Annotated in this window: 19 protein-coding genes; 13 read left to right on the top strand and 6 right to left on the bottom strand. The window is 58.4% G+C overall.

What is annotated here, in order from left to right; all coding sequences use genetic code 11:
- The first annotated feature begins 113 nt into the window (after positions 1-113).
- From MHN28_RS06875 to aspS, 4 genes are all read left to right on the top strand, one after another.
- Complete coding sequence (locus MHN28_RS06875; protein WP_239337380.1) at positions 114-1241, top strand: aminodeoxychorismate synthase component I; 1128 nt, start codon at positions 114-116, stop codon at positions 1239-1241.
- Positions 1196-1843: an aminotransferase class IV family protein gene (locus tag MHN28_RS06870; protein WP_239337379.1), complete on the top strand. Its 648-nt coding sequence runs from the start codon at positions 1196-1198 to the stop codon at positions 1841-1843. Before MHN28_RS06875 ends, MHN28_RS06870 begins: the two co-directional genes overlap by 46 nt.
- The gene (locus MHN28_RS06865; RefSeq protein WP_239337378.1) at positions 1840-2511 is read left to right on the top strand and encodes a CPBP family intramembrane glutamic endopeptidase; all 672 of its coding nucleotides are present in this window, start codon (positions 1840-1842) and stop codon (positions 2509-2511) included. The genes MHN28_RS06870 and MHN28_RS06865 overlap by 4 nt, the downstream gene beginning before the upstream one ends.
- Positions 2512-2590: 79 nt before the next feature.
- Positions 2591-4366 carry an aspartate--tRNA ligase gene (gene aspS, locus MHN28_RS06860; RefSeq protein ID WP_239337377.1) on the top strand — a complete coding sequence of 592 codons (1776 nt, stop codon included), beginning with the start codon at positions 2591-2593 and terminating at the stop codon, positions 4364-4366.
- A 247-nt stretch (positions 4367-4613) separates the two neighbouring features.
- Here aspS and MHN28_RS06855 read toward each other — a convergent pair whose 3' ends face one another.
- Positions 4614-5330 carry a response regulator gene (locus tag MHN28_RS06855; protein WP_239337376.1) on the bottom strand — a complete coding sequence of 239 codons (717 nt, stop codon included), beginning with the start codon at positions 5328-5330 and terminating at the stop codon, positions 4614-4616.
- A 134-nt stretch (positions 5331-5464) separates the two neighbouring features.
- Here MHN28_RS06855 and mce point away from each other — a divergent pair, with 134 nt between their 5' ends.
- Together mce and MHN28_RS06845 are read left to right on the top strand one after the other, a co-directional pair.
- Positions 5465-5869, top strand: coding sequence for a methylmalonyl-CoA epimerase (mce, locus tag MHN28_RS06850; protein ID WP_239337375.1), 405 nt, complete (start codon positions 5465-5467; stop codon positions 5867-5869).
- Between the two features lie 21 nt (positions 5870-5890).
- Positions 5891-6166: a DUF1467 family protein gene (locus tag MHN28_RS06845; RefSeq protein WP_239337373.1), complete on the top strand. Its 276-nt coding sequence runs from the start codon at positions 5891-5893 to the stop codon at positions 6164-6166.
- Between the two features lie 3 nt (positions 6167-6169).
- Here MHN28_RS06845 and MHN28_RS06840 read toward each other — a convergent pair whose 3' ends face one another.
- Both MHN28_RS06840 and MHN28_RS06835 read right to left on the bottom strand, forming a co-directional pair.
- Positions 6170-6865, bottom strand: coding sequence for an EI24 domain-containing protein (locus MHN28_RS06840; protein WP_239337677.1), 696 nt, complete (start codon positions 6863-6865; stop codon positions 6170-6172).
- A complete protein-coding gene (locus MHN28_RS06835) occupies positions 6865-7443 on the bottom strand; it encodes a nitroreductase (RefSeq protein ID WP_239337372.1) in 579 nt (192 codons plus the stop codon). Before MHN28_RS06835 ends, MHN28_RS06840 begins: the two co-directional genes overlap by 1 nt.
- A gap of 137 nt (positions 7444-7580) precedes the next feature.
- Between MHN28_RS06835 and MHN28_RS06830 the strand changes: the two genes are divergently transcribed.
- Positions 7581-7856, top strand: a complete 276-nt coding sequence (locus tag MHN28_RS06830) for a DUF167 domain-containing protein (RefSeq protein WP_239337370.1) — start codon at positions 7581-7583, stop codon at positions 7854-7856.
- Here the strand turns inward: MHN28_RS06830 and MHN28_RS06825 are convergent.
- Entirely contained in the window at positions 7844-8092 is a 249-nt protein-coding gene (locus MHN28_RS06825; RefSeq protein WP_239337368.1) for a hypothetical protein, read from the bottom strand. The two genes, MHN28_RS06830 and MHN28_RS06825, sit on opposite strands and share 13 nt — an antisense overlap.
- Before the next feature lie 122 nt (positions 8093-8214).
- Here MHN28_RS06825 and MHN28_RS06820 point away from each other — a divergent pair, with 122 nt between their 5' ends.
- The 5 genes from MHN28_RS06820 to MHN28_RS06800 all read left to right on the top strand — a co-directional run bounded on the left by MHN28_RS06820 (position 8215) and on the right by MHN28_RS06800 (position 10148).
- Entirely contained in the window at positions 8215-8922 is a 708-nt protein-coding gene (locus MHN28_RS06820; protein WP_239337366.1) for a M48 family metallopeptidase, read from the top strand.
- Positions 8919-9287, top strand: coding sequence for a YigZ family protein (locus tag MHN28_RS06815; RefSeq protein ID WP_239337364.1), 369 nt, complete (start codon positions 8919-8921; stop codon positions 9285-9287). The genes MHN28_RS06820 and MHN28_RS06815 overlap by 4 nt, the downstream gene beginning before the upstream one ends.
- Before the next feature lie 68 nt (positions 9288-9355).
- On the top strand, positions 9356-9631 hold the full coding sequence (locus MHN28_RS06810; protein ID WP_239337362.1) for a DUF6455 family protein: 276 nt from the start codon (positions 9356-9358) through the stop codon (positions 9629-9631).
- Positions 9619-9891: a DUF6455 family protein gene (locus MHN28_RS06805; RefSeq protein WP_239337360.1), complete on the top strand. Its 273-nt coding sequence runs from the start codon at positions 9619-9621 to the stop codon at positions 9889-9891. Before MHN28_RS06810 ends, MHN28_RS06805 begins: the two co-directional genes overlap by 13 nt.
- Entirely contained in the window at positions 9888-10148 is a 261-nt protein-coding gene (locus MHN28_RS06800) for a DUF6455 family protein (protein WP_239337358.1), read from the top strand. The genes MHN28_RS06805 and MHN28_RS06800 overlap by 4 nt, the downstream gene beginning before the upstream one ends.
- Here the strand turns inward: MHN28_RS06800 and MHN28_RS06795 are convergent, their stop codons facing one another.
- Positions 10149-10391, bottom strand: coding sequence for a CDGSH iron-sulfur domain-containing protein (locus MHN28_RS06795; RefSeq protein ID WP_239337356.1), 243 nt, complete (start codon positions 10389-10391; stop codon positions 10149-10151). It abuts the gene before it with no gap.
- Between the two features lie 214 nt (positions 10392-10605).
- Here MHN28_RS06795 and MHN28_RS06790 point away from each other — a divergent pair, with 214 nt between their 5' ends.
- Positions 10606-10788 (top strand): hypothetical protein, encoded by a 183-nt coding sequence (locus MHN28_RS06790; protein WP_239337354.1) that lies wholly within the window; start codon positions 10606-10608, stop codon positions 10786-10788.
- A 240-nt stretch (positions 10789-11028) separates the two neighbouring features.
- On the opposite strand, the gene rimO is transcribed toward MHN28_RS06790, so the two are convergent.
- Positions 11029-12417, bottom strand: coding sequence for a 30S ribosomal protein S12 methylthiotransferase RimO (rimO, locus tag MHN28_RS06785; RefSeq protein WP_239337353.1), 1389 nt, complete (start codon positions 12415-12417; stop codon positions 11029-11031).
- Positions 12418-12460 lie beyond the last annotated feature (43 nt).

The following is a 12460-nucleotide window of genomic DNA, read 5'->3' as shown; positions in this document are numbered from 1 at the left end:
ATAGGGACCGCGCGAAAAGGTTCAAGAGGTATCGGAAACAGGGGCGAAATTGCCGCTTTCCCCTCTTCCCCTTGCCGCCGTATCCTCTATATCGCGCTGCACGGCAAATGAGGATGCACGTGCGTATTCGTTTTGATCAGGGGCCGGCCGGGCCAGGGACCAGTTTTGACCGGCCAGTCAAGGTGATCCGCGCCGACAATGCGGAGGACGTGCCCCAGGCGATGGCGGCGCTGGATGAAGCGCGCGCTGATGGTGCTTGGCTGGCGGGCTACGCCAGTTATGAGTTGGGGTATGCGCTTGAACCTCGTCTTTCCGACCGAATGCCGACCGGGCGCAGACTGCCTTTGTTGTGCTTCGGGGTGTATGACCGCCCCGCGCAACACGAGCTTCCCACGGCCGACGGTGGTGTTACCCGGTTTGAACCGCGCTGGGACGAAGCGCGGTACGCGCGTGCCTTTCAGCGAGTACACGACGCCATCGGGGCCGGGGACATTTATCAGGCCAACCTGACCTTTCCGATCGATATGACGGTGGAAGGGGACAGTGCCGCGCTGTACGTCGCGCTGGCGCAAGGACAGCCGGTGGGACACGGCGCGCTTGTTCAGCAGGATGGTCTGCCGGATCTTCTAAGCCGGTCGCCCGAGCTTTTCTTCCGAACCGATGCAGATCGGCGCATCGAGACCCGTCCGATGAAAGGCACGCAGCCTCGCAGCGATGACATGGCCGAGGATGCTCGCCGCCGTGCGTTCCTGTCGACCGACGAAAAGAACAGGGCCGAAAACCTGATGATCGTCGATCTTCTGCGCAACGATATCAGCCGCGTCGCGCTGCCCGGATCGGTCAAAGTGCCCGAGCTGTTCAAGGTCGAAACCTATGCCACCGTGCATCAGATGATCTCACTGGTGCAGGCGCAGCTGCATATGGGGGCGGAACTGTCGGATATCCTGACGGCGTTGTTCCCCTGCGGTTCGATCACCGGCGCGCCCAAGATCCGGGCGATGGAGATTCTGGCGGATCTGGAGCCCTGGCCACGCGATATCTACTGCGGTGCTATCGGCTGGGCGGCACCGGATGGGCGGTCCGAATTCAACGTGGCGATCCGCACGCTGATGGTCGAAGATGGCGCGGCCACCCTGAATGTCGGCGGTGGTGTTGTCTGGGACAGCACAGCCCCATCGGAATACGAGGAAGCGTTATGGAAAGCCCGCTTTGCCCACCAGCTGACCCTGACTTCCGCCTGATAGAGACTCTGGCCTACAGGCCGGGACAGGGATTTGTGCGCCGGGATCGGCATCTATCGCGAATGGCCCGGTCAGCGACGGCGTTCGGGATTTCATTTGATGTGGACGTGGCCATCCAAGCCTTGGAAGCTGTTTCGGGGCAATCCTCCCTGCGATGCCGCCTCACGCTGGACGTCGACGGCACTTGTCATGTGACGACCGGAGCGCTGGGTGACAATCCTCCAGTTTGGCGCATTGCGATCACAGACACGCGGCTTTCCTCGTCGAATGCCTGGCTGCTTCACAAGACGACGCAGCGCTCGGTCTATGATACAGCCCGTGCAGCACTACCCGAAGGCATAGACGAGCTTCTGTTCCTGAATGAGCGTGATGAGCTGTGCGAAGGGACAATCACCAACCTGTTTCTGCACATGCCGGACGGAAGCCGCTTGACCCCAAAGCTCACCTGCGGATTGCTTCCGGGGGTCCTACGTGAAGAATTGCTTGATAATAAACAGGTTACCGAGTCGGTCTTGTCCTTGACCGATCTGCAAAACGCGGAAAAGCTCTATGTCGGGAATTCCTTGCGTGGCCTGATCCGGGCGGAGTTGGCGGTATTGTGAGCAAACAAAGCGATTGGGCGGATAATACGACGCATAACTTGCGGCTGAGGTTGGAATTCGGGCTGTTCTTCATTGCTGCGCCGGTGCTGATCGCTGTCTTTTTCCCCCCCAATTGGATGTTCCCGTCGCTGTTCACCTTCACGGCCATCGGTATCGTCCTGCTGCATTTTACGCCCGGCTTCGCCTGGTCCGAATTGCGATACAACTGGCGCAACTGGTCGTGGCGCGAACTCGCCATCTTCTTTGTTGCCATGACTGCGTTTTGCACATTGGTCGTCATGACGACGCGACCTGATGCTGCATTTCGTATACTTCTCTACAGGCCGGAATTTCTGGCCGTGATTTGGATTGGCTATCCGCTACTGTCGGCGCTGCCGCAAGAGCTGCTGTTCCGCTCGCTGTTCTTCCGTCGTTACCATGCGATCCTGCCAAACGGTCGGGCGTCCTACCTTTTGAACGCGTCCCTGTTTTCTCTGGCCCATCTGATGTACTGGAGCTGGATCGTCGCCGTTATGACTTTCGGAGGAGGCTTGTTGTTTACCTGGGCCTATCGCAAACGCGGATCGTTTTTTTATGCGGTCCTGTTGCATGCGATTGCCGGGAATATCATCTTTGCGGCGGGTCTGGGCATCTATTTCTATTCAGGCAACGTTCAAAGGCCGTTTTGACGGCGCGACCTGCCTTGACTTTCCAAGCCTGACGGGGTGTATCGGCGCGACGAATTCTGCGCCCGAAGGGATATGATCCATGCACGCCTATCGCAGCCACACCTGCGCCGCTCTGACCGCCGCCAATGTCGGTGAAACCGTCCGCCTGTCTGGCTGGGTGCATCGTGTCCGAGATCACGGCGGCGTCCTGTTCATCGATCTGCGCGACCATTTCGGCGTTACACAGGTTCTGTGCGACGGCGACAGCGCGGCCTTTGCCGAGCTGGAGAAGGTCCGGTCCGAATGGTGTATCCGCATCGACGGCACCGTCAAAGCGCGTGATCCGGAACTGGTGAACGCCAAGCTGCCCACCGGCGAGATTGAAGTTTACGTGCGTGAGCTTGAGGTTCTTGGTGCGGCCGATGAACTGCCGCTGATGGTTTTCGGTGATCAGGAATACCCCGAGGAAACCCGCTTGCGCTATCGCTATCTGGACCTGCGTCGTGAAGCGATGCAACAGAACATGACCCTGCGCTCGGACGTTGTGGCCTCGATGCGCAAACGTATGTGGGATCAGGGATTCCGCGAGTATCAGACGCCGATTATCACTGCATCGTCACCCGAAGGTGCGCGCGACTTCCTCGTGCCCTCGCGTCTGCATCCGGGCAAGTTCTACGCGCTGCCTCAGGCCCCGCAGCAGTTCAAACAGCTGATCATGGTGTCGGGCTTCGACAAGTATTTCCAGATCGCACCCTGTTTCCGTGACGAAGACCCTCGCGCTGATCGGTCGCCCACCGATTTCTACCAGCTTGACCTCGAGATGTCGTTTGTCGAGCAGCAGGACGTGTTCGACACGATCCAGCCTGTTCTGACCGGCGTTTTCGAAGAGTTCGGCGGTGGCCGCAAGGTCGATCAGGAGTGGCCGCAGATCTCCTACAAGGACTCGGCGCTGTGGTACGGCACGGATAAGCCTGACCTGCGGAACCCTATTAAAATGCAAGTGGTCTCCGACCACTTCCGCGGGTCTGGCTTCGCGATTTTCGCGAAGCTGCTGGAGCAGGAAGGCACCGAAATCCGCGCAATTCCCGCGCCGACCGGTGGCAGCCGCAAGTTCTGTGACCGCATGAACGCCTTTGCCCAGAAAGAAGGGCTGCCCGGCATGGGTTACATCTTCTGGCGCGATCAGGGTGAAGGAATGGAGGCCGCTGGTCCTCTGGCTAAAAACATTGGCCCCGAGCGTACAGAGGCAATCCGTCAGCAGCTGGGGCTGGGCGTCGGTGATGCGGCGTTCTTCCTGGGTGGCAAGCCGAAAGCCTTTGAAAAGGTCGCTGGTAAAGCGCGCGACGTGATCGGTGAGGAACTGAACCTGACTGAGAAAGACCGCTTTGCCTTTGCATGGATCGTGGATTTCCCGATCTATGAGCAGGACGAAGAGACCGGCGCGATTGACTTTGAACACAACCCGTTCTCGATGCCGCAGGGCGGTATGGAAGCGCTGCAGGGCAACCCCTTGGATGTGCGCGGCTATCAGTACGATCTGGCATGTAACGGCTATGAGCTGGTTTCGGGCGCAATCCGAAACCACAAGCCTGAGATCATGCTGAAGGCCTTCGAGCTGGCTGGCTATGGCGAAGAAGAGGTCAAGAGCCGCTTTGGTGCCTTGTTCAACGCGTTCCACTATGGCGCGCCGCCGCACGGTGGTTGTGCTGCAGGTATCGATCGGATCGTGATGCTACTGGCTGATGAGGCGAACATTCGCGAAGTCATGATGTTCCCGATGAACCAGCGCGCCGAAGATCTGATGATGGATGCGCCATCCGATCCGACATCTGATCAGCTGATGGAGCTGGGGCTACGGATCATCCCTCAGGATTGAACTTAAGAAAACCCGCTGCAACATTGCAGCGGGTTTTTCAATTGGTGGGGCTGATGCACCAAGCCTCATGCGCGTGGTGATTTCCAAGCCCAACATGTACGAGTACCAATCCCGCGAATAGGATGCCTACTTGAACGGGTCTTTCAATGACTTTCGACTGGTGCGAATATTCCGCGCCGTTGCGCGGGTTTGCCAATAGACCCACAAACATAAGATCGTGGCGGTCACAAAATACGCTGTTACCATCTCAGATCGCCTCGCGCTGTTCCAAACGGTTCTGAACGATACCGGCGACCTGAGCCGCCACAGCGGTCACAGGCGTGCCCCCGGCACGGGACTCGGCGAGGCTTTGCGCTGCATCGGCCAGAACCGTATCCTCGGCATCTCGTGCGACGCCTCGTAGGAATTGCGCTGCGTAATCCAGTGTGCGCTGATCATTTGGTCCGGCCAGAACATCCGCGATATGCGCCATGTCGTCCTGATAGGCCATTGGGTCGGGGCGAATAACTTCGTCCCGGACGGCATGCAGGCTGCTGGGGCGGCGATCTTCGGGCAAGCGTTCCAGAATGGATGTCTGGAAATACGCCAGTGACTTTAGCGGTTTGGCCAGAAAACCGTCGGCACCGGCCCGCATCGCAGTGCGCTCCGTATGATCATCCCCGGACATGCCAAGAATGGCACCGATACGGGGCGTGGCTTCGGACAACTCAGCGATCAGCTCAGCACCGGACCCGTCGGGCAGCCCCATGTCCACAAGGATTACCGAGGGGCGGTAGATCTGCAGGTGTCGCCGTGCCGATTGCAGGCAATCCGCGCGTCTGATGCGCGCGCCGCTGTGCAGGCACATCAACCGGATGGCGTCGCAGGCATAGCGACTGTCTTCGACAACCAGAATGGTTTGTCCCAGCAGAGGCCGCGTGGCGGTCGGCTGCGCGGGGGAGGCGAAGGGGCTCGAATCGTCCATTGCAGAACTCCTAATCAGCAGATGCCTCACGCTAGGAACTTCTGGCTAACACAGCGTTAACGGCAATTTGGCGCACTTGTCCTTTGCCCGCACAGCCCCCATAACCGCGGCAACGCAGAACAGAGGAGAGTTCCATGATTGGTCGTCTGAACCACGTCGCCATTGCCGTTCCCGATCTTGATGCCGCGTCTGAACAGTACCGCAGTGCGCTGGGCGCCAAGGTTGGTGCCCCGCAGGACGAACCGGATCATGGCGTGACCGTGGTGTTCATCGAACTGCCCAACACTAAGATCGAATTGCTCTATCCGCTGGGCGACGACAGCCCGATCAACGGCTTTCTGGAAAAGAACCCCGCAGGCGGCATTCACCACGTCTGCTATGAGGTCGAAGACATCATCGCCGCGCGCGATCACCTGAAGGAGTCGGGCGCCCGCGTTCTGGGCTCGGGCGAGCCCAAGATTGGTGCCCATGGAAAACCCGTGCTGTTCCTGCATCCCAAGGACTTTAACGGCTGCCTGGTCGAGCTTGAACAGGTTTAACCAAACCCCGGAGGGGATGAGATGACGATTACTGCTGCGGCGGTCCTGTTCGCCGTTATCTGGTTCATGACCCTGCTTGTTGTGCTGCCGATCCGCATCAAGACGCAGGGAGATCTGGGTGATATCGTGCCGGGCACCCATTCGGGTGCTCCGGAAGTGCATCACATGAAGAAAAAGATGTGGATCACCACCGGTATCTCGGTGGTGCTCTGGGCCATTATCGCGGGGATCATCATTTCAGGTGTGATTTCAGTGCGCGACTTCGACTGGCTGAACCAATTGGAGCCGCGCGACTAACCATCAGGGCGTCGACCCCGACAGCTTGTGGTAAATATGCGTGAACGTTGCGGCCCCGATGATCGGGATTACCAGGTTTATCAGCGGAACCGACAGCGGGATCGCCATTAAGGTTCCCGCCAGCCAGATGGTCGCAGTATGCTTGGCGCGCAGTTTTCGCGCGCCTTCGCGGCCCACGCGCCGCATGGCGGCAAGTGTGAAGTATTCGCGCCCCAGCAGGAAGCCGTTCATGCCCCAGAAGATGAAGGGCGCGAGAGGCGTAAAGATCGCATACAGGATCAGGGCGAGCAGGTTGGCAACGACCAGTACACCCATGAAGCTAAGCCCATCGCGCACGCTTTCACTGAATGGAATGCCGGGTACAGCGGGCAAGGATGGGTAATGCTTGTCCTCGACGGCCTGCGCGACCTCTTCCAGAAACATCGACATAATCGCGGATGCCACCGGAACCATTAGGAACACGGGCAGGATCAGAACGACAAAGATTCCGGAGTAACTCAGGACGTCGTTCAGCCAGGGAACCGCGCCGACAAAGGGCAGGGATATCTCATCACCTGACAACCTGTTGATCAGCCAGATCGCCGCCGCGCAGGCAGCAACCAGCAGTACGATGGTCAGCCCGACGCCACGCAGCAGGACAGCCCGGAATTTTGTATCTCCGATCTGTCCCAGCGCCGCGAAAAAGGCGTTCAGAATCATCATTGCGAGGCCCATTCGGTAAGTGCTGCCACATCGGGGCGCGGGCGTTCCGGCGGCGCTGTACCTTCGGTCGCGATATGGATCAGGCCGGCGACACGTTCATTGTCTTTCAGCCCAAAAGCACGGCGGCAGAAGTTTCGGTCATGTGTCTGCCAGCCCGACAGCCAGTTTGCGCCCCAACCCGCAGCAAGTGCGGAGTTCAGAAGGGCAAGGCAAACCGCGCCGGCAGAATAGGTCTGCTCAATCGCGGGAATCTTTTCGGAAGGTTGTTGCACTTCGATCACGGCGACCGCCAGATGGCCCATGTCGAACTGGCTACGGGCTTTGGCGATGTCTTCCGCCGACTTTCCCAGAGAAGTACCACATTCCTCGGTCAACGTGGCCAAACGCGGCATCGCGCCTTTCTCCAATACGATAAAGCGCCAGGGTTCCAGCTTGCCATGATCCGGGGTGCGCGCGGCGGCAGTCAGAAGGGGCAGCAACTGTTCCCGCGTCGGCGCAGGTTCTACCAGCGTTTTTGCGGGGCGAGACCGGCGCGTTTGCAGAAACTCTAGGGCAGCCGGATTTTCCAAGGACATATGTTAACTTCCTTTACATGGGCGGTTGTGTATGTGGTTGAACATCTGGCGGGTTTCAAGGGTAAGAAGCTGGATGCAGTGGATCAATTTCACTCCCCGGACATTCGTGCAAGTGTGTTTGGGAAAAAGGGGGTAAGATGGCCAAGCCAAAGTTGCGCAATGCGCCGGACCTGAGCGCGTGCGCCGTGCCGGGCGACGCGATACAGGTCAAAGTCACACCGAAATCGGCAAAAGATGGAATCGACTTACAGAACGGAGCTATTCGCATCAGCGTCACCGCGCCTCCCGAAAACGGAAAGGCAAACGAAGCGGTTCGCATCATACTTGCTGCAGCCATGGGTGTGGCACCGTCCACGCTAACCCTAAAGCGCGGTCAGGCATCGCGGGAAAAGGTGTTCGTCTATGAGCCCTGACCCGGTGTTTCCCGGATTTGGTACACACCTTCCGGCAGGTCCAATGCCGCGGCCAGATCACGAACCTGTTCCGGGGACAGGGTGATCTTTTGAATCCGATCCGTACGCGGGTCCAATTGTTCTAGCGTCACACATTCGGCGAAGCTGTTGATGACAACATCTTCATTCAAAGGCTTGGGGCCTTCGTCCACCAGAGTAATGACAGTCGAGTCGAATTCATGCTCAATCGAAAACATATTGGCAGAGTGCAGGGCATGCGATCGCAATGCAACCCGTTCGACTGCAATCAGGATGTGGCAGTATCAGTGGCGTCACGCTATGGTTTGAAAAACGGGCCAACCGTTTCAAAGGGATATGAATGCGCCGTCTGATCTGTCTGTTTCTCCTCCTGCTTCTGGCGGCCTGCGGCGCCAACACGTTACGCGTTCAACCGGCGGCAGAGTGGACGCAGGGTTCCGAGGAGTTCAGGGTCGAGGCCGAAACGTTCCAACAGGTCAGTCGCCAGGTCAGTGAACAGGCGCGAACGGAATGCCAGCGGGCGTCCAATGTTCCGAATTGCGATTTTACCATTTTGGTGGACCTGAACCCGAATGCCCCGGCCAACGCGTTTCAAACGCTCGATAACAAAAATCAGCCGGTGATCATTTTCACCCGTTCGATGATCAAATCCGCTGAAAACGCGGATGAGTTGGCTTTCGTGATGGGCCATGAGGCTGCTCACCACATCCTTCGGCACATCCCCCGACAGTCCCAAAACGCGCGGGACAGCGCCGTAATTTTCGGCGAGCTGGCCCGGTTGGGAGGGGCAGACGGGTCAGGGGTCGAAGAGGCGCAGAAGCTAGGCGCGAAGGTGGGGGCGCAGGTCTACATCAAAGATTTCGAACTGGAAGCGGATCAATTGGGCACGATCATTACTTACCGCGCGGGGTACAATCCGTTGATCGGAGCAAAGTATTTCGACCGGATTCCGGATCCCGGTGATAGTTTTCTGGGAACCCACCCGCCGAATGCGAAGCGCGTTCAAATAGTCAAGGACACCGCACGGCAACTTGGACTGACGCAATGACCGCATTGGTACAACTGGGCGTGGTCCTGACGGATCGCGGTTCGAAATACGCGGTATCGGGTGCGCCGGTTCAAACGCGCGATGATGTCGATGCGGTTCTGCGGGACCTGAAGTCCGACAAAAGTTATGCCAAGGCCACGCACAACACGTGGGCGGCGGTTTTGCCCACGGGCGCGCTAAAGGCGGATGACGGGGAAAGCGGTGCCGGAATGGTGATCCTGCGCATGCTGGAGCGGGCGAACTTGGACGGGCATGTCATTATCGTCACCCGTTGGTATGGGGGCAAAAAGCTGGGAGGAGACCGATTTCGCCGGGTGCAGGACGCCACCCGCGCCTATCTGGATCATATCGGAGCGGGGCCTTGACCTGAGTCAAAGGCCGGTCCGGGCTGCTGCACTATCCTGTTCAAACTGCGCGACAGGGAGAGGATGCTATGCCTGGCAAAGATACTCTGAAACGGCACGCTGAGCTGGTCGATAATATGGCAACCCGTGTCGGGGTCGATCTGGAGGATGCTGCAATCAGCGGAAAGGTCACGATTGACGAGATTTCTGAGGCCGTAATTCGTTGCAGTGCCTGTTCGAACCCGGACCATTGCGAGGGCCTTTTGGCAGAACCTGATCACGACGGGAAAACACCGGAGTATTGCAAAAACAAAGAGCTGCTTGACCGTCTCACATCAGCATCGGATAGCGAATGCAACGACTAGGGCGGATCATGGAGCATCACCGTCTCGTGCTGCGCATGGGGCAGGTGGTTGGATCAGACATCGTGACAGGGCACCAACAGGGTCGCCTAAGTCAGCGGGACTGGGCCGATATGGTTCGGCGGTGCCAGGGGTGCGAATGGGCCTGCGCCTGCGAGGACTGGCTGGAACGTACTGAAACCGCCAATGAAGCCCCGCGAACCTGCCCGAACCGCGCACGGTTTGCGAACCTCAAACAGCAAGACAGTCGGAAAACCCAATGACCCGCGATGTTCTGGGAGACGTTCAGAAACACTTCTGGCTCACCCGCTCGGTGGCCAGATGCATGAATGAATCGTTTAGTGAAGCGATGGCCGAAGGGCGACTTTCCGCCGATGAGTACGCAGAAATCGTAACCCGCTGCCGTGCTGCAGGGTGCAGCAGTCAATGCGAGCTGTGGCTGTCAGCACAGCAGTCCGAGGCCAGATCGGCACCGGAATTTTGTGCAAATGCACAAAAATTGAACGCTTTGAAAAGGTAGTCAGAGCTTGGAATGCGACCCGTCGCAAAGTGGCGGGTTTGCCGTTTGCTTGCAGCCGCAAAAGAACACCTTCTCGCTACTCTCAGCGGTGAATTTAACCGGTTCGAACCCTGATCCCTTATGTGAACCATCGCAAAATGGTTGTCTTTCGGACCTGCCGCAGGCGCACCAGAAATAGCTTTTTCCCTCGGTCACATCGACCGGGTAGGGGCCTTTTTGAGCAATGTTTGGCGTGTCGGACATGTGGCTACTCCGCTGTTGGCTAAGGTCGACGCTTAAGTTTAGGGCAATAATACACGAGGTATAGGACGCGCTTCGAAATTCGTTCCGGCAGCATGGATTCGCCGCTCTCACAAATCCGTGATTGATTTTGTTGCAATAATATCAATGAGGTCGTATTTTGACACTGGCCCCAGGTAGTAGGGCAATATGAAAAATTTTTAGAGGATTGACGGACATGAAACTTAAATTTGCTGCCGTTAGCGCAATTGCCCTAGTTCTGGCTGCATGCTCGCAGCAGGAAGAGCCTGCGCCGGTTTACATCACGCCTGAGTACGACAAGTTCGGTACACCGAGCTGCCCGGCAGGTACCGCGCTGGCCACGACCGAAGCGGGTCAGACCGTCTGTAACCCGGTCTAACATAGAAATTCCGCGGGCGGCTGAGCCTTAGCCGCCCGCACATCTTGACTGATGCAGCCGCCTTTTCCGGGCGGTTTTTCCTAGCCTGATTTGCCCAGATCCAGTGTCACCGCGAGCATGTCACATGCACGAAAACACGGAGGTTCGGGATTCGGCAACAGCGCCACAAAGACCCAATTTGGTGCAGCAAGCCTATTCCGCAGTATCAAAGCCGGGCGTCGGAAACGCAGCCCGGCGGGATCAATTGAGTTTTCCCCACAGGTCGTATTCCCCGGCTTCGTCGACCACGACTGACACAATGTCCCCCGGCTTCAAATCTTCGAAACCCTCATCAATGAACAGGTTTCCGTCGATCTCGGGTGCGTCCGCCTTGGTGCGGCATGTGGCGGCTTCGTCATCGACCTCGTCGACGATCACATCGATGGTCTGGCCGACCTTGGCGGCCAGCTTGGCCTCGGAAATGGCTTGCGCCTTTTCCATGAACCGTTCCCAGCGGTCTTGTTTGACCTCGGCCGGGACGTGATCGGGCAGGTCGTTCGAGCGCGCGCCATCGACGTTCTCGTATTGAAAACAGCCGACCCGATCCAGTTGAGCCTCATCCATCCAATCCAGAAGGGTCTGGAACTCGGCCTCTGTCTCGCCCGGATAGCCCACGATGAAGGCCGACCGCAGTGTGATATCCGGACATGTCGCGCGCCATGCGGCGATCTCATCCAGCGTTTTGGCGGCAGCGGCCGGGCGGGCCATGCGTTTCAGAACGTCCGGGTGGGCGTGTTGGAACGGGATGTCCAGATAGGGCAGAATGTTGCAGCCTGCGTCCGCCATCAGAGGGATCAACTCACGCACATGGGGGTACGGGTAGACGTAGTGCAGCCGGACCCAGGCATCCAATTGCCCCAGCTCACGCGCCAGATCGGTGATGTGGCTGCGGACCTCGCGGTCTTTCCACGGGTTCACGTCGTATTTCCGGTCCAGCCCATAGGCCGAGGTGTCCTGCGAGATCACCAGCAGCTCTCGCACGCCGTTATCGACCAGCTTTTCTGCTTCGCGCAGGACAGCGTGGGCCGGACGGCTGGCCAGTTTGCCGCGCATGTCCGGGATGATGCAAAATTTGCACTTGTGGTTACAGCCCTCTGAAATCTTGAGATAGCTGTAATGGCGTGGTGTTAGCTGCACACTTGCTGCGGGCAGCAGGTCCACAAACGGATCGGGATCGGGGGGAACGGCAGAATGCACTGCGTCCAGCACCTGTTCGTATTGGTGCGGGCCGGTGACAGCCATGATGCGCGGGTGATGTTCGCGGATGTAGTCCGGTTCTGCGCCCAGACAGCCGGTCACAATGACCTTACCATTTTCCACCAGTGCCTCACCGATCGCGTCCAGCGATTCCGCCTTGGCGCTGTCGAGGAACCCGCAAGTGTTCACGATCACGGCATCCGCGCCTGAATAGTCTGGAGATATCCCATATCCTTCGGCACGAAGGCGGGTCAGGATACGCTCACTGTCGACAAGAGCCTTAGGGCAGCCCAAAGAGACCATACCGATAGTCGGTTGGTTCGAACGTGGCGTCTCGGGCATCCGGGCGGCTGGCGCCAGGTCGGGGCGGAGGTTTGGCGGGTTCGTGGTCATGGCGCGGCATATAGTGGGGAACGCTTCCCCTTGCAAATGCGAC

Origin of the sequence: Ruegeria sp. Ofav3-42, from assembly GCF_022347725.1 — a bacterium.
Classification (GTDB): Bacteria; Pseudomonadota; Alphaproteobacteria; order Rhodobacterales; family Rhodobacteraceae; genus Ruegeria.
The sequence above is the reverse complement of the archived record's forward strand: the minus strand, read 5'-3'. Positions and strand labels throughout refer to the sequence as shown.